The 21444-nt window shown below is 43.4% G+C and carries 26 protein-coding genes; all 26 read right to left on the minus strand.

The window, feature by feature from the left end; translation table 11 throughout:
* Positions 1-36 precede the first annotated feature (36 nt).
* Entirely contained in the window at positions 37-924 is an 888-nt protein-coding gene (locus BUA75_RS08150) for a P-loop NTPase (RefSeq protein WP_072874107.1), read from the minus strand.
* On the minus strand, positions 921-2189 hold the full coding sequence (gene flhF / locus BUA75_RS08155; protein ID WP_072874108.1) for a flagellar biosynthesis GTPase FlhF: 1269 nt from the start codon (positions 2187-2189) through the stop codon (positions 921-923). Before flhF ends, BUA75_RS08150 begins: the two co-directional genes overlap by 4 nt.
* On the minus strand, positions 2186-4195 hold the full coding sequence (gene flhA / locus BUA75_RS08160) for a flagellar biosynthesis protein FlhA (protein WP_242650279.1): 2010 nt from the start codon (positions 4193-4195) through the stop codon (positions 2186-2188). Before flhA ends, flhF begins: the two co-directional genes overlap by 4 nt.
* Positions 4196-4215: 20 nt before the next feature.
* Positions 4216-5331: a flagellar biosynthesis protein FlhB gene (flhB, locus tag BUA75_RS08165; RefSeq protein ID WP_072874110.1), complete on the minus strand. Its 1116-nt coding sequence runs from the start codon at positions 5329-5331 to the stop codon at positions 4216-4218.
* 95 nt (positions 5332-5426) lie between these two features.
* On the minus strand, positions 5427-6200 hold the full coding sequence (locus BUA75_RS08170; RefSeq protein ID WP_083574203.1) for a flagellar biosynthetic protein FliR: 774 nt from the start codon (positions 6198-6200) through the stop codon (positions 5427-5429).
* A gap of 4 nt (positions 6201-6204) precedes the next feature.
* Positions 6205-6474 carry a flagellar biosynthesis protein FliQ gene (gene fliQ / locus BUA75_RS08175; protein WP_072874111.1) on the minus strand — a complete coding sequence of 90 codons (270 nt, stop codon included), beginning with the start codon at positions 6472-6474 and terminating at the stop codon, positions 6205-6207.
* Between the two features lie 52 nt (positions 6475-6526).
* Positions 6527-7312, minus strand: a complete 786-nt coding sequence (gene fliP / locus BUA75_RS08180) for a flagellar type III secretion system pore protein FliP (RefSeq protein WP_072874112.1) — start codon at positions 7310-7312, stop codon at positions 6527-6529.
* A complete protein-coding gene (locus BUA75_RS08185; RefSeq protein WP_072874113.1) occupies positions 7309-7806 on the minus strand; it encodes a FliO/MopB family protein in 498 nt (165 codons plus the stop codon). The genes fliP and BUA75_RS08185 overlap by 4 nt, the downstream gene beginning before the upstream one ends.
* Complete coding sequence (locus BUA75_RS08190; RefSeq protein ID WP_072874114.1) at positions 7799-8161, minus strand: response regulator; 363 nt, start codon at positions 8159-8161, stop codon at positions 7799-7801. Before BUA75_RS08190 ends, BUA75_RS08185 begins: the two co-directional genes overlap by 8 nt.
* Before the next feature lie 31 nt (positions 8162-8192).
* The gene (gene fliY / locus BUA75_RS08195; protein ID WP_072874115.1) at positions 8193-9329 is read right to left on the minus strand and encodes a flagellar motor switch phosphatase FliY; all 1137 of its coding nucleotides are present in this window, start codon (positions 9327-9329) and stop codon (positions 8193-8195) included.
* The gene (fliM, locus tag BUA75_RS08200) at positions 9292-10308 is read right to left on the minus strand and encodes a flagellar motor switch protein FliM (protein WP_238413746.1); all 1017 of its coding nucleotides are present in this window, start codon (positions 10306-10308) and stop codon (positions 9292-9294) included. Before fliM ends, fliY begins: the two co-directional genes overlap by 38 nt.
* Positions 10309-10333: 25 nt before the next feature.
* On the minus strand, positions 10334-10765 hold the full coding sequence (locus BUA75_RS08205) for a flagellar basal body-associated FliL family protein (RefSeq protein WP_072874117.1): 432 nt from the start codon (positions 10763-10765) through the stop codon (positions 10334-10336).
* Positions 10762-10992, minus strand: coding sequence for a flagellar FlbD family protein (locus tag BUA75_RS08210; RefSeq protein WP_129583568.1), 231 nt, complete (start codon positions 10990-10992; stop codon positions 10762-10764). Before BUA75_RS08210 ends, BUA75_RS08205 begins: the two co-directional genes overlap by 4 nt.
* Positions 10993-11030: 38 nt before the next feature.
* On the minus strand, positions 11031-11993 hold the full coding sequence (locus BUA75_RS08215) for a flagellar hook-basal body complex protein (RefSeq protein WP_072874118.1): 963 nt from the start codon (positions 11991-11993) through the stop codon (positions 11031-11033).
* A gap of 91 nt (positions 11994-12084) precedes the next feature.
* The gene (locus BUA75_RS15490) at positions 12085-12537 is read right to left on the minus strand and encodes a hypothetical protein (protein WP_083574204.1); all 453 of its coding nucleotides are present in this window, start codon (positions 12535-12537) and stop codon (positions 12085-12087) included.
* On the minus strand, positions 12538-12930 hold the full coding sequence (locus BUA75_RS08225; protein WP_072874119.1) for a flagellar hook assembly protein FlgD: 393 nt from the start codon (positions 12928-12930) through the stop codon (positions 12538-12540).
* Between the two features lie 12 nt (positions 12931-12942).
* Entirely contained in the window at positions 12943-14388 is a 1446-nt protein-coding gene (locus BUA75_RS08230) for a flagellar hook-length control protein FliK (RefSeq protein ID WP_072874120.1), read from the minus strand.
* A gap of 75 nt (positions 14389-14463) precedes the next feature.
* Complete coding sequence (locus BUA75_RS08235; protein ID WP_072874121.1) at positions 14464-15030, minus strand: magnesium transporter MgtE N-terminal domain-containing protein; 567 nt, start codon at positions 15028-15030, stop codon at positions 14464-14466.
* Positions 15023-15466: a flagellar FliJ family protein gene (locus BUA75_RS08240; RefSeq protein WP_072874122.1), complete on the minus strand. Its 444-nt coding sequence runs from the start codon at positions 15464-15466 to the stop codon at positions 15023-15025. The genes BUA75_RS08235 and BUA75_RS08240 overlap by 8 nt, the downstream gene beginning before the upstream one ends.
* On the minus strand, positions 15463-16782 hold the full coding sequence (locus BUA75_RS08245) for a FliI/YscN family ATPase (RefSeq protein WP_072874123.1): 1320 nt from the start codon (positions 16780-16782) through the stop codon (positions 15463-15465). The genes BUA75_RS08240 and BUA75_RS08245 overlap by 4 nt, the downstream gene beginning before the upstream one ends.
* Positions 16779-17549 (minus strand): FliH/SctL family protein, encoded by a 771-nt coding sequence (locus BUA75_RS08250; protein ID WP_072874124.1) that lies wholly within the window; start codon positions 17547-17549, stop codon positions 16779-16781. The genes BUA75_RS08245 and BUA75_RS08250 overlap by 4 nt, the downstream gene beginning before the upstream one ends.
* Positions 17542-18552, minus strand: coding sequence for a flagellar motor switch protein FliG (gene fliG, locus BUA75_RS08255; protein WP_072874125.1), 1011 nt, complete (start codon positions 18550-18552; stop codon positions 17542-17544). Before fliG ends, BUA75_RS08250 begins: the two co-directional genes overlap by 8 nt.
* Before the next feature lie 21 nt (positions 18553-18573).
* The gene (fliF, locus tag BUA75_RS08260; protein ID WP_072874126.1) at positions 18574-20103 is read right to left on the minus strand and encodes a flagellar basal-body MS-ring/collar protein FliF; all 1530 of its coding nucleotides are present in this window, start codon (positions 20101-20103) and stop codon (positions 18574-18576) included.
* 71 nt (positions 20104-20174) lie between these two features.
* Positions 20175-20480, minus strand: coding sequence for a flagellar hook-basal body complex protein FliE (gene fliE, locus BUA75_RS08265; RefSeq protein WP_072874127.1), 306 nt, complete (start codon positions 20478-20480; stop codon positions 20175-20177).
* Between the two features lie 31 nt (positions 20481-20511).
* Positions 20512-20961, minus strand: coding sequence for a flagellar basal body rod protein FlgC (gene flgC, locus BUA75_RS08270; RefSeq protein WP_129583569.1), 450 nt, complete (start codon positions 20959-20961; stop codon positions 20512-20514).
* Positions 20962-20966: 5 nt separating this feature from the next.
* A complete protein-coding gene (gene flgB / locus BUA75_RS08275; RefSeq protein WP_083574205.1) occupies positions 20967-21362 on the minus strand; it encodes a flagellar basal body rod protein FlgB in 396 nt (131 codons plus the stop codon).
* Positions 21363-21444: the final 82 nt, after the last annotated feature.

Raw genomic sequence — 21444 nt, forward strand, 5'->3', positions numbered from 1 at the left:
CCAATTTCTGTTTTTATCCTTATGTTTAGGCTGGCTTTATCCAGTTGAAAAAAACGACTTTCCAGGCCAAAACCGATGCAGAAAACCTCTCCACCCGCCTCGATTCGGCTCATTAAGGCGCAGAAAATTAGCCGCTATCTGCTCCATACAGCGCGAGGCCGTACTGTTGGGAAACGATATCAATACTGGCACTTGACGCATCACTGCTTGCGAAACAAAATCATCCTCCAAAATAAATCCAAGCGTTTCCAATTTCCACTCCAAAAATTTCAATGCCGCGGCAGACAATCTTTCAGATGCCTCTCGTGCGTCAGTCAATTTCAATGCGCGATTAATCACCAAACGAACAGCCGGCAATTCGTCAAGAGGTCTTTCCTCATACAGCAGCTTAAGAAAAGCATAGGCATCAGAAATTGCCGTAGGTTCTGGCGTCGCCAGTAAAATCAATTCGTCCGATCCGGCAATCCACTGAGCTGATTGATGATTGATGCCCGCACCAAGATCAATAATCACTGTGTCAAAATGGTTGGATAAATTCGCTAATTGTTCCTTAACTCTGACCATAGCCGCATCGTCCAACATATCGGAGTGCAAGCCGCTACCTCCAGATAAAAAAGAAAGGCCATGAGGACTAGTAGAGATGACATCAAAGAGTTGTACGTCTTTCGCTAAATCAAGAACTGTGTGAAAGGGTCTGGTATTGAGCAAAAGTTCAATGTTGGAAAACCCTACATCAGCATCCACGATGAGCGGCGTCTTCCCTTTTGCTTTTAATGCCAGCGCAAAATTGACACAGAAATTGGATTTACCCACTCCTCCCTTACCACTGGCAACAGCAATGACACGTGTTTTGGCAGGCAGTCCCCCATTATCCATGCTTCTTTCTCTCATTTTGCTGCGCAGGCTTTCGGCTTGATCGCTCATGGATGCCCCTCCCCGAAAACAGATTTTAAAACAAAATCTTTTGTGCTCGGTGAGATATCATCAGGTACATTCTGTCCAGTCGTAATATAGGAAAGCGGCTTTTTAGCCTTCCAAATCAATTCTGCCGCCACACCATAAGAAGAAGTTTCATCTAATTTAGTAAATAAAAATTTATGAAAAGGAATGGTAGAAAACGCCTCTAACAATCTATTTAAATCTTCAGCTTTGGAAGTTAGCGAAAGCACAAGAACAATCTCATCAATTGGCGCTATAGAAAGTAACGTCTGAACGTCTTGCGTCGAACGTTGGTTAAAGTAATTTCTTCCTGCCGTGTCCATCAGTAATAAATCACAATGAGAGAGTGAATCAACAGCTTTGTTTAAAGAAACAGCGTCTGATTCGGCCACTTCCAAGGGAATGCCAAGAATTTGCGCATAGGTTCGCAATTGCTCAATAGCTGCAATGCGATAAGTATCACAAGTAATTAATCCAACTTTTCGTTCACCTGAAAGTACATGCAGGGCTGCCAATTTGGCAATTGTAGTCGTCTTGCCCACTCCAGTAGGACCGACAAAAGCAACAATTCGCGATGTGGATTGAATAGGGGATGGTACAGCGAAAGTCTGAAACTGTTGAATAAACCAATTACGAAAAGATTGAAGCAAAAGTTGGTAATCCCCAACTTTAGGCATAGATAGAACACCGGACTCCTGCATCCATTCTCGAACAGTGTCAACCGAAATACCTTGTTGGACCAAAAGTTGCTGCAATTGAAAATGCTCTTGATTCATTCCGCCTACAAAGACAGTATTTTGGGAAGACAATTGTTGTAAACGATAGGTTAACTTTTTCATTTCGTCGAGGATAGGCAACAAAACTTGCCTTGTATCCTCTTGAGCCGATGTTATACCTTTAATAGAATTTGCAGAATGAACCTGAACGTCCCCTATTGACTGCATAGACATTGTTGAGGACATATTGGATGTTTCCCCTCGCAAAATGCGTTTCTGTTCCTCGGCTTTTTCTGAAACATTCTCTGGTTTGGCAGCAGCTTGTCCAAGAGCAGATGGATGATAGGCTGGAATTTTAACAGGTAAATCACCTGCTACCGCAGCCATTACTTCAATACGCTTACTCCGCCATATCAGCCATTTGCGAACATGAATACGTTTGCTGCTTAAAATGACAGCATCTTTCCCCAAATCAGAGCGTATACGCAATAAAGCTTCGGGCATGTCACGAACCACATAGCGTTTAACCATCATAGATTAACCACCCCGCCACTCTCAACTTCAAGCGTCGGATCCAACTCACTGTAAGATAACACCGTCAACTCCGGTAAAAATCTTACCAACCAGCGTCTAACAGCTAAACGCAATGTAGGATGAACCAAGAGTATAGGTGATTTGCCTTGCGCAGAGAGACGATTCGATTCTTCCCGCAGTCTTTTGTAAATTTTTTGCGACAGTGCAGGATCGAGTGCAACAAACACACTTTCCTCTTGATGAATCAATGATTCTTGGATCTTTTCTTCCACACTCGGAGAAAAAGTAAGTACTGTTAATGGTTGGCCTGGCACTCTGAATTGATGACAAATTTGCCTGCTCAATGCCTGTCTAACCTGTTCGGTCAACATATCGGTATCTTTGGACTGGCGACCAACATCCGCAAGAACTTCTAAAATAGTCGATAAGTCACGAATGGATACTTTTTCATGTAGCAAATTGCTCAATACTTTTTGCACTTGACCAAGTGTTAAATTGTTATTCAACACATCATCAACAACCGCAGGAGCTTCCGTCTTTAAGTGATCCAACAATTTCTTAGTTTCCTGTCTCGTCAACAACTCATGGGCATGTGCACGCAATGTTTCTGTCAAATGAGTTGCCATAACGGAGGACGGATCAACCACTGTATATCCAGACATCTCTGCCTGTATTTTCATTTCCGAATTGACCCATAAAGCAGGCAAACCAAAAGTAGGTTCTTTGGTAGAAATCCCAATAATAGTTGGATCTTCAACTCCAGGAGATATCGCTAGCCAATGCCCAAGCAAAACTTCTCCTCGAGCAATCTCCAACCCTTTTAAGAGAATGACATATTCCGTAGGTTTTAATTGCATATTGTCGCGCAAACGGATAGCAGGAATGACCAACCCAAGTTCAAGTGCCAATTGCTTTCGAATCATGATAACTCTTTCTAACATGTCGCCGCCCTGTTTAGCGTCCACCAACGGCACAAGACCGTAGCCAAACTCCAGTTCAATAGGCTCAACATGGAGCAGAGACAAAGCATTCTCTGGTTTTTTGTTGTCTTCTGTACGGCTCTTGAGCAATTGTTCTTGCTCTTTTTTTGCCGATCTTGCCGCATTTACCTGTACACGCCAACCAGTCAAAAAAGCGAGTGCAGAAATAGGAATCACGGGGATGACCCCAATTGGAGTAAATACACCCAGCAATAAAATAGCTGATCCAACCATATAGAGGGCACGCGGGAATTGAAAAACCTGGCCAAAAATATCCGCTCCCAAATTTGCTTCAGTAGCAGCTCTAGTCACCATTAATCCAGTGGCTGTCGAAAGCAACAAGGCTGGAATTTGACTGACCAGACCGTCCCCAACTGAAAGTAAAGTATACTGGTGGAGCGCTGTTGAGAATGAATCTTTGTGAATGACCATACCGATAATAAAACCACCAACAATATTGACCGCTACTATTAACATAGAAGCAATGGCATCGCCTTTCACAAATTTAGAGGCTCCATCCATGGCTCCGTAAAAATCCGCTTCCCGTTCAATATCTGCACGTCGCTTGCGCGCAGTGGCTTCGTCTATCAGGCCAGCGTTTAAGTCCGCGTCGATAGCGATTTGTTTTCCAGGCATTGCATCCAAGGTAAAGCGCGCCGCTACTTCAGCAACACGTTCAGCGCCGCGAGTAATAACAATAAATTGCACAATAATAATGATAATAAATACGATAAACCCCACAACTGGGTTACTGCCTATTACAAAAGACCCAAATGTATTAATGACAGCTCCAGCATTACCCTGCCCAAGAATTAATCGTGTGGTGGAAATATTCAGAGAGAGTCGGTAGAGCGTCATAATGAGTAAAATTGAAGGGAAGACAGAAAAATCAAGTGGTTCTTTCGTATTGATGGCCACGAGAAGAATGGTCATGGAGACGAAAATATTGACTAACAACAGTACGTCAAGTACAGGCCGACTCATGGGTATAATCATCATGACAATTATCCAGAGCAAAGCTGCCATGATTCCTAAATCTGAACGTTTCACGAATTCACCCCATTGCCTGTAAAGACTTTTTGTTGTTTCATAGCGTAAACATAAGCTAAAACTTCTGCGACTGCCTGATAAAGCTCCGCAGGAATCACTTGGCCAATTTCCACATCGCGGTATAGCGTTCTTGCTAGTGGTGGATTTTCTACAATTGCCACATGATGTTGTTCCGCTAGTTCACGAATTTTTTGGGCAGTATAATCCTGCCCTTTCGCCAGAACTTGTGGCGCTTCCAATTGGTCTGGTCGATACCAGATAGCTACCGCATAATGAGTCGGGTTTGTAATCACTACATCTGCTTTCGGTATATCCTGCATCATTCGACGCATGGCCAAAGCCCTAGCCCGCCTACGAATATTGGATTTAATCTGTGGATCTCCTTCAGTTTGGCGAAATTCTTCACGAACTTCATGTTTGGTCATGCGTAATTTTTTTTCATACTGACTCTTTTGAAAATAAAAATCCAATGCAGATAAAAGAATCATCAATACGGCAACTGTTATGGATAACCGAAAAACAATACTGCCAAGCCAAGCGATGAGCGAATTGACGGAGAGAAAAGATAATTGACCTATACTTTGTGTCACTTGATGCAGCGACATATAGGCTGCGGCAACCACAATCGCCAGCTTGAGAATCGACTTTAATCCTTCCATAGCTGTCTGCGGTGAAAAGAGACGACGTAGTCCAGCGATAGGTTGGATTCTCTCCCATTTAGGTAACAATAACTTGGGAAGGAATAACGGGCCAACCTGTACAAAACCAGTAAAAGCAGCCGCAAACCAAAATACAAGTAGCAAGGGTAATAAACTACCCGCCAATGCAAGAAATTGACCACCAAACAAACCAGGAACATTTTGTGCAGTCAATGAGATGGAGCCTGCATAGGTAAGGTCTTTGTGAGCAAGAATTTGCCAGACCCCCCAAACCTTTGGTCCTAAAATTCGCAGGGCTGCCAAAGCGCCCAAAAGCATAATCGACGAAGTTAATTCGACACTTTTCGGCACATTTCCTTCTCTTCTTGCTTCCTGTCGTCTGCGTGGTGTTGCCTTTTCAGTCTTGTTTCCTGAGTCGCTCTCTGCAAATCTTTGCAGTTTAAGAATTAACATGGCTCTGTGACCTATCTCTCCAATACATGAAATAACTTATTTTCGGATTTGATTTTAGAACTTTTATAAAACGTTAAATATTAGAAAACCATATATCATCCTGTTAATTGCATAAAAGCAGTGACTTGACCGAATAGAAAGGTAAATAGAACATGAAATATAGACACAAACGCTGGAACTGATGCAGCAAAAACAGATAAACCAATAAATAATTGAATCGGTAACCCACTGAAATATACATTCATTTGAGGAACCGCTTTGGAGAGCAACGCAAACGTGACGTTGGTCAGCAGTAAAGCAACCAACACGGGAGCAGCCACTTGAACAGCATCTGCCGTAATCAGGTCCATCAATTGCTCAAAAGCTAAACCGAAAGTTTGCGGCAAATGAAATTGCCCTAAAGGAATGAGCTTATAACTATCCATTCCAGTTAAAGCCAGCCCATCCAATCCATCAGCACCTAAAAAAAACAGAGTAAAAATCATATTGAAAAATGTACCTGAAAGTCCTGTCACAAATGAGCTTTCTGGATTAAACAATTCTGCAGATGCAAAGCCAATTTGTACATCAATGATTTGACCCGCTAAATTTAAAATTGAAAAAATAGAGGTTGCTATAAATCCCATAAACAATCCTGTAACCAATTCCAGAACCAGCAAACCAACATATAAACCTGTTTGTTGAAAAGGAGAAGGTACTTTGGCTTGAACAGTAGGTAAAACCCAAAGAGCTAAAAAAACTACTAGACCAATTTTTACTGTTCTCGGCACAGCAGTCATGGAAAATAAAGGTGACGCTCCAATAAAACCTGCCATTCTAGCCATAATAAGAAAAAATAACGGGTATTGCAGGACAGCTAAGTTCAACATATGATCACTGCACGTACTGCATAAGATGACCGAGAATCGATTGCGTAAAATCTAACATGCTGGTAATCATCCATGGCCCAAAGATGAGCAAAGCTACGATGACAGCAGCAATTTTTGGAATATAGGTTAGGCTTGGTTCCTGGATTTGCGTAGTAGCTTGAAATACAGAGACGATTAACCCAGCAGCCAGTCCTAAACCAAGAATCGGACCTACCAACTTAATAATCAACCACATGACCTGGGAACCTAAACCGACAATAAATTCTGCATTCAATCTTATTCAACTCCTACTCTCGTTTCATCGGCACTCCATACAACAATTCCAATTAGCTATAACCAGACAGAAGTGATTGCACAACCAAGTGCCAACCATCTACCATGACAAACAGCAAAATTTTAAATGGCAAGGAAATGATAACAGGTGGTAACATCATCATTCCCATAGACATTAATGTCGTAGAAACGACCAGATCGATAACTAGAAATGGTAGATAAATCATAAATCCGATCTGAAAAGCTGTTTTCAATTCACTGATGGTATAAGCAGGTACAAGTGCCGACATTGGAATTTGATTGACATTTTTAGGAGTCTGCATGTGCCTAAATTGCAGAAATAATTGTAAGTCATCAGGTCTCGTCTGTTTAGCCATAAATTGCTTAAACGGTATTTCCGCCTGACGCAAAGCAGCGCTTTCTGACAACTTACCTGCTAGAAAAGGCTGTAATGCATGCTGATTGGCTTGCTGAAATGTTGGTTCCATAACAAAAAAAGTAAGAAAAAGCGCTAAGCCAATCAGAACCTGATTGGGTGGAGATTGTTGCAAAGCCAGCGCACTTCGAACAAAAGAAAGTACCACAATCATCCGAGTAAAAGAAGTCATTAACAGCAAAATTGCCGGCGCAACCGACAGAACGGTCAGTAACAAAACAATTTGAACCGTACTGTCTACTGATTGGCGCGAATTAGATGTTCCCAACGACAAATGAAGACCCGGCAAAAAACTGTTGGTCTGATTGGAAACGGTTGCTGCATATAAATTGGGATGATAAGCAAAAAAACAGATACAGACGGAAAGCAGCAACAAAGTGATTTGCCAATGTCTTTTTTTCATGATTTTCTCTCTTTGCTGTCCTTTCCCTTGGATTCCGCATAACGTTGACGAGCGTTTTCGACAGCACTCGACAACGAAGCGGCAAACGACTGTCTCGAAGGTTGGAGAGTAGCTTCCGATTCATCCCACGGTTCGGAAATCTGATCGAGCAGTGTAATATTTTCTCCAACCCCAAGCACATAGCGTTTTCCAGAGATTTCAACTACCTGTATAGAGCGATTTTGAGCTAATTGGCGGGCTGCAAGTACCTTAATCGTTCCGCGTTCAGCCACTGACGTCCGTCTGGCTAAAAAACGAATAACAACGATAATCAATGCAATAATAATCACAAACGAGAGTACAAATTGAAAATAAGTCATTAAAGGGGGACCGGCATTGGGCAAAGGCGGGCTAGAATTCTTGCTAGCTGCATATGCTACCACAGGCAACATGCCCATCTGATTAACGAAAGCTAGAAAAAAACTTCCCGCCATGACTGTAATTTTTCTACGCAAGTGCTTTTCGCACCGCTTCCACAACGCGATCGGCCTGAAACGGTTTCACAATAAAGTCTTTTGCTCCGGCTTGAATAGCATCGATGACCATAGCCTGTTGTCCCATAGCCGAACACATAATCACTCGAGCGTTCGGATCAATGGAGCGAATTTTCTTTAAAGCTTCTATGCCATCCATTTCAGGCATGGTAATGTCTAAGGTAACCAAATCCGGAGTTAATTCTTGGTATTTTTCTACTGCTTGGTTGCCGTCCGCCGCTTCTCCGACTACTTCAAAATTGTTCTTAGTAAGAATGTCCTTAATCATCATTCGCATAAATGCTGCGTCGTCGACAATCAAAATCCGGTTTGCCATGTTATTATTGACCTCCACATTTTATCTAATTTTATAAATTCCTCACTCGTTCAGAGGGGCTAATGATATCCGTAACCCGGACGCCAAAGTTTTCGTCAATGACCACAACTTCTCCTGTCGCGATTTTTTTATTATTTACAAGAATATCGACAGGTTCGCCAGCCAGTTTGTCCAATTCAAAGATTGAACCAGGTGCCAAATCGAGAACTTCGCGTATCATGCGCTTCGTTCTGCCGAGTTCTACTGTGATATTGAGTGGAACATCAAACAACAGTTCTAAATTTCGCGGTTGTCCATGAGAAGTTACTTCCAATCCGCCAAAATCCACAAATTCCGGACGTTGAACGGTGGTTGACGGACGATTTTTTAACGCTTCTGCCGAAGCTGCAACCTCTTTTTTTGCTGCATTTGGGATTTCTTCTTGTATCCCTGCAGTCAGATTTGCTGAAGGTTGTGAAGAAACCGTGTCGGTAATTTCCGGGCTCATATTTTCAGTTGATGAATCAGATGCATGAAATCCTAGTTTATTCAGCAATTCATCTGCAAATTGGAGAGGCATTAACTGCATGATGCGCGAATCAATCAGCTCCCCGACTTTCAAGGCAAACTCTACGTTGACCAACCACCCTTTAAAGCCAAGGTCGATACTGTCATCACTTGTCAAATCGACTACTCTGACATTCGGTGGCGAGATATCAATACGACTGCCAAAAATCTGTGACATAGAAGTAGAGGCGCCGCCCATCATTTGATTCATGGCCTCACCCACGGCACTTAGGTGGAGTTCATTTAATTCACCTGAAATATTCGTTCCATCTCCACCAAGCATCAAATCGGCTATCGTTTTGGCATCATCCAGTTCAATGGCCAGTGCGTTCGAACCTTTTAATCCCACTGTATATTCTACAGTAACTAGCACATATGGTTTGGGAAACTGATTAGGCAGTTCTTGAGCATTTATAATAGAGACACTAGGAGTAGTAATCTCCACCCGTTGTTGCAACAAGGTTGACAATGCTGTGGCAGCTGAGCCAAAAGAAATATTGCCAATTTCCCCAAGGGCATCCGCCTCTTCATTGGTCAATGCCTGATTTTTCTCGGATGTTTGATTTCCTCCTCGAAAGAGTGCATCAATTTCTTCCTGGGAGAGTGCTTGTTGATCGCTCATGATCCGCCTCCTCCTTCCATTCTCTCAGTATGCGGATGGCCATTTTTCCGCGCATTTTGCCAATTCTAGCTGTAAATGTGGGCACTTCGTCTACGTAAACCGTGACAGGCGCAGAAATTGGATGATTGAGGGGAATCATATCCCCCACCTGTAACTCCAAGACATCACGCACTGTCAATTCAGCCTGACCCAGAGCGACAGCCATAGAAACTTCCATACCTTGCATATGGTTGGCGAGTTTCATTTGTTCGGCTGAACTCGATTCCCTGTCGCGTAAACCATCCATGAAAAACTGGGTGGAAAGATTATGCATAATAGGCTCTATCGTCACATGCGGAACACAAAGATTGATGAGTCCTGTGACCGGTCCCACTCGGGCACTTAAAGTAATCACAAGCACCGTTTCGTTAGGTGTAGAAAGTTGCAAAAATTGCGGATTACTTTCCACAGAAAGAAACTCAGGTTGTAAATCAACCACATTGTGCCAGGATTCGCGAAAAAACTGCTCAGTCTGTTCAAGAAATGGTCGCATCAGAGCTTGCTCAATCTCTGTTAATTCTCGTTCTTTGTAAGGCCCTTGCACAACACCGCCCATCATCCTATCGATGATGGCAAAGACAATTTGCGGGTTGATTTCCATCACAATTTTTCCTGGCAACGGATGAAACGCCAACAGTTCTATCACTGTTAATATCGGGATCGAGCGAATAAATTCCTCATAGGGAACTTGATCGACCGACTCCACTTGAATCTGCACCACACTTCGCAACTGTCCGGATAAATATGTGGTCATCAACCTGGCAAAATGTTCATGAATGCGCGAGATAATGCGAATGTGATCTTTCGAAAAACGCATAGCACGCCGAAAATCATACGTTCGTACACGAGTAGAAGCTGCCTCTTCACGAATGTCTTCTGCTTTGACTTCGCCTTTCGTAAGCGCTGATAGCAATGCGTCAATCTCAGATTGAGAGAGCACCTCCGACAACCGACTCTCCCCCTCTCTATTGAACGACAATTTGCGATAAATAGACTTTTGTCACATCGCCATGCGGTAACTCTGCATTAACGGTCTTTTGAATGGCTGTACGCAATTGATTAAATCCCGAGACCTGCTGTAGTTCACTAGCGGTAAACTGACGCATTAACCCATTCACGGAGTTCTCAATTTCTGGCATCATGACATTGATTTCATTCTTGGTGCTGCTTGAATCCGCCTGTAAAGTCATGGTGAATTGAATCAGTCCACTTGACCCTAAATTTGTTGTCATTTGTGGAAATGAAACCTGCAACTGGGCTTCCTGTTGAGGAGTCAAAGCAGGTTTGGCGGCAGGAGTGCGTGGGTGCAGCAAAAACAGATAAGCCCCTACGCCAAGCACACATAATATAGCAATAATTAACAAAATGATGACCATCCAAATCAGCGGCTTTTTCAAACGCTCTCTCCTCTCCTTGCCACCATGCCCAGCATACCTACCTGTTGCAAGAAAGCGGCAACACGCTGAGTCACTTCTTCTGGGCTCTCATGAATGACGTATTTGTGGCCATTTGTCAGAGTAATAATGGTATCGGGCGTTTTCTCAATTGATTCAATCAGAATAGGATTCAACCATAGATCTGAACCATTAATTCTCTTTAAGGCAATCAACTCTACCGCCTCCATTGGGCGGCCACCCAGAAGGTGGCCGCAGCGAAAAGATATCAGACGTTATTCATCAGCGTCTGAAGAATCTGCTTGTCCGTAGAAATGACTTGTGAATTTGCAGCATAACCATTCTGGGCGACAATCATTTCCGCAAATTCTTGAGTTAAATCCACGTTAGACTGCTCAACAGCACCAGACTGTAAAGTACCACTAGTAGAACTCGGCTGGCCAAAAGTGGCCTGCCCTGAATTGCCTGTTACACTCCACTCTGAATCGCCAATTTTTTGTAATCCACCGTAATTGGGAAATGTAGCAAGCGCCAAGTAGCCAATTACGTGAGTATTTCCACTTGTGTCAGTGACCGTAATGGATCCGTTTGAACCAATGGTGACGTTTGGATTAGAGGCAAGGGTCCAAGAACCAGTGGTCGAGCTTGAATTGGGATTGCCTCCAGCCTGGGTTACTAATGTATTAATATTAATGGGTACTAGATTACCTGTATTGGGGGAAGAATTGCTGGAACTGGTTACCTCGTAACCCAACACCACATTGCCATTAGGCAAAACTAAATTGCTGTTGGCGTCCAGTGAAAAATCTCCTGCACGCGTATAGTAGACAGAGGAATTAGAACCAGATAACTGATTGTTGGTAAGAGCTATGCTGCTATTCGGATCGGGTGTTACAGCAAACAATCCTGCACCATTGATGGCCACATCCAAAGGATTGCCCGTCGTTTGATCCGCTCCTTGCGTCCATTCATTTTGAATGGCTTCAATTTGTGTCCCCAGTCCAACTTGCTGTGCGTTTACACCGCCCGATAAATTGGTGCTAGTAGAGGTAGCACCTGTATACGTTGGCGCAGTCGCACCTGACAAAGTTTGACTCAGCATGTCAGCAAATACCGCACGTGCCGATTTATAACCAATGGTATTGACATTCGCAATATTGTTGCCAACTACATCAAGGTCAGTCTGAAACGCATCCATTCCAGACACAGCAGAACCTAATGAGCGTAACATGGTTTATCCTCCTCGTTGTCCACAGAATTTTATCCTAATATTTTTCGAGATCTCTTTGCTTTTCATTGAAACGGTTCAGTCGCTCCCCGTTTCACAGTCTCCCTTGCGGGTCCAACTGCGGAACCATGACCACACTGTCGATTTTGGTAATCACTTCATTGGATAGTTCAGACCAGGAAGTAATAACCGTACGACTTGGCACGTGCACTAGGAAACCATTTTTCCCATACATCAATAAAGCTTCCTTACCACCTTTGGCTGCAACGCGATCGACCCCTTGCCCAATCTGCTCCCAATCCTTTTTAGAAAGCTCTATACCCCTTTCGCGCAATCTCATTGCAGCATGACCACTGATTTTCAAATTGGCCACCGATTCGCTCTGCTTGTTTTGAACCGATTCAGCCTTCTGTAAAAAATCCGCAAAAGGTGAGACAGATGGAACTTGGGAAGTTTGATTGGCCGTTGAAGAAGTATTGTACAACTTCGCATTGGCACCAGACTGCAACCGGCCGACTAAGGAATACGGCAACGGCTCGCCTTTCATTTAAGAGTTCATCTCCTCAACATCAGACAACGGGTACGCCTGTTGATTAATCAGCACTTCAGGACCGTTTTGTCCCATCTGTACTCCGCTCACCTGACCAGTCACTGTTTGACTGCCGTTTTTGATTTGGACAGTGGTACCAAGTAATTGATGAGCCAATAGCATACTGATATCCGTCACTAAATTTTGTACTTCTGTCTGAGTACTACTTGTGGATTGAGCTACAGCAGTCATTTGCTGAAGCGCTGTAAATTGGGCAAGTTGAGATAGAAATTGGGTATTCGACATAGGGTTCAGTGGATCTTGATATTTCATTTGTTGAACCATCAGTTGCATGAATGAATTTTGACTCAACTCCTGATTGCTCAGTATGCTCGATCCATTGACTGACATGATATTCCCTCCTTAAACTTTGATATCAATACGAGAAATTTGAGCCTCATGACTACCCCGCTGCTCGATGGACCATCGGGTTGCAGTACTCGATACAGCCAGTTCTGCAGATGGCACACTTTTGCTAGAACGGCTAAAGGGTCGACCTGAAGATTGCTGCCCACCCGTAAAGGACTGGCCATTTTGCAATCCCACTGCTAAACCACTCAGTTGAATTCCGCTTCCTTGCAAGCTCGTTTGTAGTTCGGAAATTTTGGATTGGAGCCATTGCAAAGTAGCGGACTGTGAGGCCAACATTTGTATTTGGATGCCCGCATCCGTTTTTTGAACTTGAATGGAGATACTCCCCAACCCTTCCGGATGAACCTGAACGGTCAATTGCTGAAGATTTTTTTGTTTACCAAGCACGATAAACTGATTCATCATCTGCACGGCATCAGGATGCTGCAAATGAAACTGCAGTTGCCCAGATGTACTGCCCGAAAATGGATCCAAAGACATTTTCGTGATTTGTGCACTAGTTGGTTCAATCCATAGATTTTGTTGCGAACTAGGAGATGCGGTTTTCACAAGCAATTTTTTGAATGATAGAGTAGAAATGCTCGATTTTCCACGATTACGGGAAACATTCTTTGCTGAATTGGACAACCCGGTAGACTGATTCACTTTCAATAGCCTCTGTCGATGGCGGATGGAACGACTTAACGTAAGACGAACATCCGTTCGAGACAAATTTGTAACAATAGCTTTAGCAGATTCAGCCTCCATCGATGATTGTTGCAATATCCCTCTTTTGATTAGGGGTTTTTGGGCTGAACTGCTTTCGTCAGCATTGACAGTCTGGTTCCATAAGGATTCCGGTACCGCTGTTTTTTTATCCTTATTGGATCCTTCAACAGAAATCTTCCCATCCGCAAGATAAGAGGTTCTAGAAACCGCAACACTTGAAAACTTTTGAGCAGTAAGCAATTTGTCGGATCGAACAGACAAGTGTTTAACTTTCTTTACTAGACTTGAAGGTAATGTTAAGGGTTCTTCACTCATTGCAAAAAAATCTTTTGGCTTTTTTCCATTTGCATGTATTTGCTCTGTAACGCCCCCATGCGCTGGATGAAACGAATTTTTGTTCAACATCCTCTGGGTTTGCACCGGAACTGAAAAAGGCACAGACGCAGAAACAGGTTCTTGTTGAACAGAAGAACTTGCATGCTTTGCTGCTCTGGTTGACTGCCCATGCAGATCATTGGCATTGCCTTTCTGTCGTAAATGTCCCTTAGCCTTTCGGGATAAACTATTGTTCGCATCTAACTTTTCCATCCCGTTACCCAGCAAATGGTGAAAAGAGATTTGCGAAAGTCTATGGGATTGGGAAGATTCGTTCGATTTTATCTTCTCTGCAGAAAGTTGGCTTTCAGAAGTACCCTGTTGGAATAAAGCATTCATATGACTCAGCATCATGTTCGTAATCACCTCCTTTCAATGTCTTTGAAAACAAAGTTTGTTACCCGAAAGATTTCATTGTCCTCACTTCAATTAAGATTGATTCTGCGGTGCAAAACTTGCTGCCATACTCAACAGTTCACTTGCCAAGTTTGGGGGAACATCGGCTAAAATCGCTCCCGAATCACTTGCAGGCATTTGCGCAATCGTCCTGGCTGCTTCTTCGGGAGTCATTTTTTCCAAGACTGCCGCAGCACTTTGGGGATCCATTTGAATAAGGATATTACTTTCTGCTTTAGCGGTTGCATTGGCAGAAATTTGTGATTTCAACTGACTTTGTAATTTATCAATTTCCTGCTGCAGCACATGTATTTGTTGAATATCCGAGTCCACCGAAGCTTGCAGCCGGTTATCGGTCGATCGCGCTACAGACAGTTGACTTTGCAAAGATACAACTTCCTGTTGCGCAGCAGTTGAATGAGATGTTTGTGGCTTCCCTTGAAATAGCCGCTGAGCGGTTTTCATCACTGGAAATCCCACGAAAGACAGTGCTCCACCAATTAATCCAACTGCAATGAGCACAGTCAGTATCAAGAGCAATCCCCAAATTAAAATGCGCTTCACTATGGAATTGGACCCCGCAGTCATATCCTTAGCCACCGGCAGTTTGACTCCTTCCAAAGCGAATCATTGCAACTTCATCTGCTTCACGCTGCACGCTCGCTGCAACTTCAGCCTGCCACTCCTCGTCCAACTTACCCACAATAGATTTCCATTTCTCAGATTGTTGATGAGCTTTATGGAGTTGAGTACGTTTTAGATTGGCTTGACCTTCCAATTCAGAAAGCCATTCCTGATACCTCATGAGTTGCTGTTGTAAATATCGAACACGCTGTTCCCATAAGGGCCAGTCTTGAAGCAAAGAAATATCGGCCCGATTGTGCATCGCCATCGTCAATTCATCTTTCAAAGACGCAATTTGCTCGGTGACAGATACGATTTGAGAAAGCGCATACGCATACTCTCTTTCTGCCTGTTCTTGCAATTTGCCTTGAATCTTTCCAAAACGTTTGGAAAATCTATGAAAATCATTCATGTCGTTACCCCCACCAACTCAGCTAATCTGCGCATTGTTGTGGAATAGTCTTCTTTTTCTTCTTTGTCCTGGCGTAGAAACTTTACAATCTCAGGCATTTTTCGAATAGCCATGTCAGCATCAGGATCGGATCCTGGTTGGTAAGCTCCTATACGGACTAAATCTTCCACATCTCGATAACGCTGTAGCCAACCTCTCAAAACACGTGTCGCTTCCAACTGTTCTGAACTAGCAAGAGTCGGAAAAAGCCTGCTAATACTAGCTAATACATCAATTGCCGGAAAATGTCCCGAATGAGCAATTTTTCTTGAAAGAACCACATGGCCATCTAGAATGCCGCGGACAGCATCGGATATCGGATCATTTAAATCATCTCCGTCCACAAGAACAGTGTAGAAAGCGGTGATGGTACCACGATGACCGGCTCCAGCACGTTCGAGAAGCTTTGGCAAAGCTGCAAAAACAGAGGGAGTATAGCCTCGACTGGTTGGTGGTTCTCCAGCGGCCAGCCCCACTTCACGTAAAGCCATGGCAAAGCGAGTAATCGAATCTAACATGAGATTGACGTGCAAACCTTCATCACGAAAAGACTCTGCAATCGCTGTAGCCACATGCGCCGCTTTTAATCGGACAAGCGCAGGTTGATCTGATGTGGCCACTACTACAACACTTCGCGACAAGCCTTGCGAACCGAGATCGTGCTCTAAAAACTCCCGAACTTCTCTTCCCCGTTCACCAATGAGGGCAATGACACTCACATCCGCTTCTGCATGTCTTGCAATCATGGAAAGAAGTGTTGATTTGCCAACGCCGCTCCCAGCAAAAATCCCCATTCTCTGCCCACGTCCTACCGTCAACAGCGAATCGATTGCACGTATGCCTGTAATAAACGGTTTATCAATCATCAATCTCTGCAACGGATGAGGAGAAGAAGTCTCCAGCTTAGCTTCTCCCTCTTGATCATCCAGACTGGGTCCATCATCCATCACTTGACCCAAACCATTCAACACGCGTCCTAACAATTGCATGCCTGAGGGAACCACAAGTGAACTCCCGGAGACAATGACATCCGCTCCAGGAGCTACTGCGCGAATTTCACCCAACGGCATTAAGACAAGGCGCTCATCGCGAAAACCGACAACTTCAGCCAGGCACTCTGTTCCCAGTTCAGATACAATTCGACAAACATCACCCACCATAGCACGAGGACCGATAGACTCAATGGTCATACCTACAACTTTCGTTACTCGACCAGTCAAGCGAAACAACCGTGTCTCAGATAATTGTTGAAGAAATTTATCCAACGGCTGACTCATGGCAAGACACTCCGTTCAATGAATTCCTTGAACAAAGGGTGTAATAGCTCTATTTTTGTCTCAACCGTTGCATCCACACGCCCCACATTACTGCGTATCTCAAAACCACCTTGAGTCACCGTTTCGTCTGTAATCACGATTATTTCTTGTTGTAGACCTTGTTGATGAACGCGATCTAAAAACCACTCAGGTAGACGCCGATAATCATCTGGATGAAGATGAATTTCAATTTTTCCAGCATCAAGAACGACACGGAGTGCTGATTTTATTTCCTCTTCAATTTCTGCAGGTTGCAAATGCAATTCTCTATCCAAGAGGCGACGCAAAGATTCCATTACTGCAGTCGATAAAGGTTCAACGACATGACCAGCAATCTTCGCAGGCAACTGACTACATTCCATCATCAACTGAATGAATTCATCCATATATTTTTGATACTGAACCTCAAATTCTTGATAAGCCTGCCATTTCCCCTCTTCATAACCACTCTCATAACCAGCCTGACGAGCTGACTCAGTAATACTGGCAGCATCCAATTTCGCTTTTTCCAAAAGCCGTTGAGCGGAACGTTCCGCCTCAATGAGCAAAGCTTCTACTTTTCTTCGCTCAGCTTCCCAAAATTCAGCTAGTCCAAACTGATGTGGTTCACAAGTATGATGAGCAACCAATTCACTGACTGATTCTGTCGATCGCAATTCTGGCGCTGGAATTGCAGTTGAGCCACTGATATGAATATTTTTAAGGGTGTGCTTCATAACATTAGACAATGATATCGTCACCCCCGCCCCGAGCCACAATGATTTCTCCAGATTCCTCAAGTCGACGAATGACACCTACAATACGTTGCTGGGCATCTTCCACATCCCGCAAACGGACAGGCCCCATAAATTCCATATCTTCCTTAAAGGTCTCGACCATCCTCTTTGACATATTTTCAAATACAATATTCTGAACTTCTTCACTGGAAACTTTGAGTGCAAGTTGTAAATCTTTTGGATCGACATCGCGAATAACGCGCTGAATGGAACGTCCATCCAAAAGCACAATATCTTCGAAAACAAACATTTTACGTTTGATTTCATCAGCCAATTCTGGATTTTCCAATTCAAGAGTCTCCAAAATCGCTTTTTCTGTACTGCGATCTACACCATTCAAAATTTTAACTACCGCATCCACACCACCAGTTTGCGTACTGTCAAACGAGGCCATAGTCGATAATTTTTCTTCTAAAACTTCCTCGACATTTGCAATCACATCAGGAGAAGTGCCGGACATCAGAGCTATTCTGCGAGCAACGTCTGCTTGTAAATTGTGCGGTAAAGCCGAGATAATAAGGGATGCCTGAGCCGGTTCTAAATAAGTAAGCACTAAAGCCATAGTTTGCGGGTGCTCATCTTGCAAAAAACTCAACAATTGGTTTGGATCAGCTTTTCGGGCAAAATGAAAGGGACGTACTTGCAGGCTTGCCGTCAATTTTTGCAAAATACTCTCTGCTTGCTCCGCACCCAGAGCTTTTTCTAATGCTTCTCGAGCAAACGAAATACCACCTGTTGTGATATATTCTTTAGCCATGGCTATATCCCGAAACTCTTTCAGAACAGACTCCCGTTGTTCCAAATCCACTTTACTCAAGTTGGCAATTTCAAAGGTCAGTTGTTCAACCTCTTCAGGAGTCAACTGCTGATAAATTTTGGCTGCCACTTCATGCCCTAACGAAATCAGCAGAATCGCTGCTTTCTGTCGTCCAGAAATTTTTCGAGCCTTTTGCACAGAAAAGCACCCCCTTCCTCATCAGGAATCCATTAACCAAGAGCGAAGCAAACTAGCGAATTCTTCAGGCTTTTTACTTGCCAAAGTTGCTAACTGTTCTTTCATTTTTTCTTCATCACGTAAAGGCAAATTTCCCAGTTCTTCAACCGCATCATTAGCAAAAACAAGTTGTTCATCCATCTTAAGTTTTGATCTTTGATTGCGCCTGTATAAGAAAAAGCCCCCACCAAGAACAATTAATGCCAGCAAACCAAGACCAGCATAGAGTAAACTGTTGTTTTTCTGCGGAAATTGCACTGGCTGCTGCTTATTGAATGGCATAACCGCAACTGAGATAGAATTTCGATTACCAGGCGCAGCTTGTCCAACTGCGTTTGCAACAAAATTTTTAATTTGATTTAAAGTGGATGATGGAATCGACTGACTAGTCCCATTGAGAAACACAGCCACCGAGTATCCATTGATTTGGACCGGATCGGCAACCTTTGTTGTATTGACATAACTGTTTGCATAATTCGTTGTGGACTGTGAACTAGTGGAAGTGCTATTGCCAGTCGAACCGTTTGCCGCATAAGTAGACAACCCTGGATTTGTGCTCGCTTGTCCAGCCGGTCCACCTGCTGCACTGCCATTTGTCGAAGAACTGCGTATTGTCTGAGTACTGGTTGGCAGACCTGTAGTTTGGCCTGGGGCAGGCTGTAGAATATGTGATTTAGTAGTTACCTGATTAAAAGAGATATTCGCATGAACCATAACCACCGCGTTGCCAGTACCCACTATTTGATCCAATCCTGCTTGCAATTGTTGAGTCATACTTTGATCAAGCTGTTGACGAATAGCGATTTCAGAAGATGTCGTAGTGGAAAGACCCAATGCTCCATTAGCCGAATCAGAAGAGGATAGCGTAATTCCGTTTTGATCAACCACCGTAACATTATTGACACTTAATCCCTTGACTGAATCAGCGACCAATTGCTGTATCCCAGCCACTTGTGCAGGTGACAATTGAACTCCTGTCCCTAACTGAAGGAAAACGGAAGCTTTAGCTGTACCCTCCGGCTGCGAGATGAAAATTTGCTGCTGAGGCATAACAATGTAGACTTGAGCACTCTCTACCCCATTGATACTTTCAATAGTATTGCTCAGATTTTCTTGAAGCGCATTTAATACTTGTAAGTTGAACTGATCCTGCGTCATTCCAAACGAAGATGAAACCGAACTGTATCCTATGTAACCCGATTTTGGCAATCCCGCCATTGCGAGCTGAATCCGAGCTGTATTGGCATCGTTTTGCGGAACCAATACGGACGAACCCTCAATCTCGGAAGGAATTTTTAAATTTTCTAATTGTGTTTGGACTTCCCCCAAAGATTGATTGTCAAGACCAGACATTATCGTAACGTAGTTTGGACGCAAAGCAATCCAAAGGATTGCTATGAGCGCTACCAAAAAAGCAACTATCGCAATCAGTATGTTTCTCTTTTGATTAGGAGTAAACGAAGACCATCGACTTCGGATCCTCAATGCGTAACTCTTGATTGTCTCGCCCAAGTTTGCCCACCTTGTCCTTTATCTAGCTGACCCTTGCCCACATGAGGTAGAGGAATACTGCGGCAATCTCACTACACTTGCATATTCATGACTGTGTTGTAAGCATTAACCACACGATTATTGACCTGAACCAGCGCATCCAAGGCAATCGACGCCTTTTGTTCAGCAACCATAACTTGATCAATAGAAATATTGCCACCTTCAGCATAATCGATTGCTGCTTGGTCGGCATTCTGAGACAGTTGATTCACTTGTCCCAATGCATTCTGAAGATATTGCAGGAAATTTTCACCTGAAGTATGGTGAGCTGAAGATTTGGACGATGTTTGTAAAGAAGGGATGATTTGAGAAAGGCCAAATACAGGATTTACCGTCATCACTTACCCCTGCTTTCTCTATAAAATCTAACTATTTACCAAGATTAATAGCAGACATCATCATACTTTTTGTAGCATCAAACGCTGTAGCATTTGCTTCATAGGCACGACTGGCGGACATCAAGTCTACCATTTCAGTGCTTATATTTACATTAGGCATTTCCACATAGCCATTTACCGCATCTGGAGAAGAAGGATCGTAAACGAGCTTAAACGGACCAGGTGCCTGTACAATCGCAGATACTTGAACACCGTCCGTAGCGTTCGATACATTTTGAACACCAGCTTGTTGCAAAGCGTCAGCAAAACTACCCGAAGCAGCAATGGGTTGCAATATAGCAATCTCTTTACGATAGGGGCCACCTTGAGGAGTACGAGTAGTATCTGCATTCGCGATATTATTAGAGACAACATCCATGACCAAACGTTGCGCGGTCAGCCCAGAAGCACTGATGGATAAACTCCCCATCCATCCCGCCATCTTCATCAGCCTCCATTGATTGCAGTTTGCAATCTTTGAAATCTCATTTGCATATCTTGAACTAACGCATTATAACGAATTGCATTTGCTGCCATTTTGGCCATCTGACTATCCAGACTCACATTGTTACCATTATTTTCAATACTAGTATTCGAGGTTGTAATAACTGGATTACTTTGTAAAAAAGACGAAACATTGAGATTCGCAGTGTCTGAAGAGATTGGAATATATTTTTGCTGCATGAGTTGCGAGGATTGATTTAGAACATTCGAGAAAGTCACATGCTCGGTTTTATAACCCGGAGTATTCACATTAGCAATATTATTGGCATACACCTGTTGGCGTAAATCGGCAATCTGCAGCGCTTTATCCAAAGCGTCCATTGCTATTCCATCAAGCACATAAACTCCTCCAAACCTTTTCTCACATCACACAGTAAATATCAAGCTTTATTTCTTCAGTGAACGCTACTTTATTCGTCAA

Origin of the sequence: Alicyclobacillus tolerans (assembly GCF_900142255.1) — a bacterium.
Taxonomy (GTDB): domain Bacteria; phylum Bacillota; class Bacilli; order Alicyclobacillales; family Alicyclobacillaceae; genus Alicyclobacillus_I; species Alicyclobacillus_I tolerans.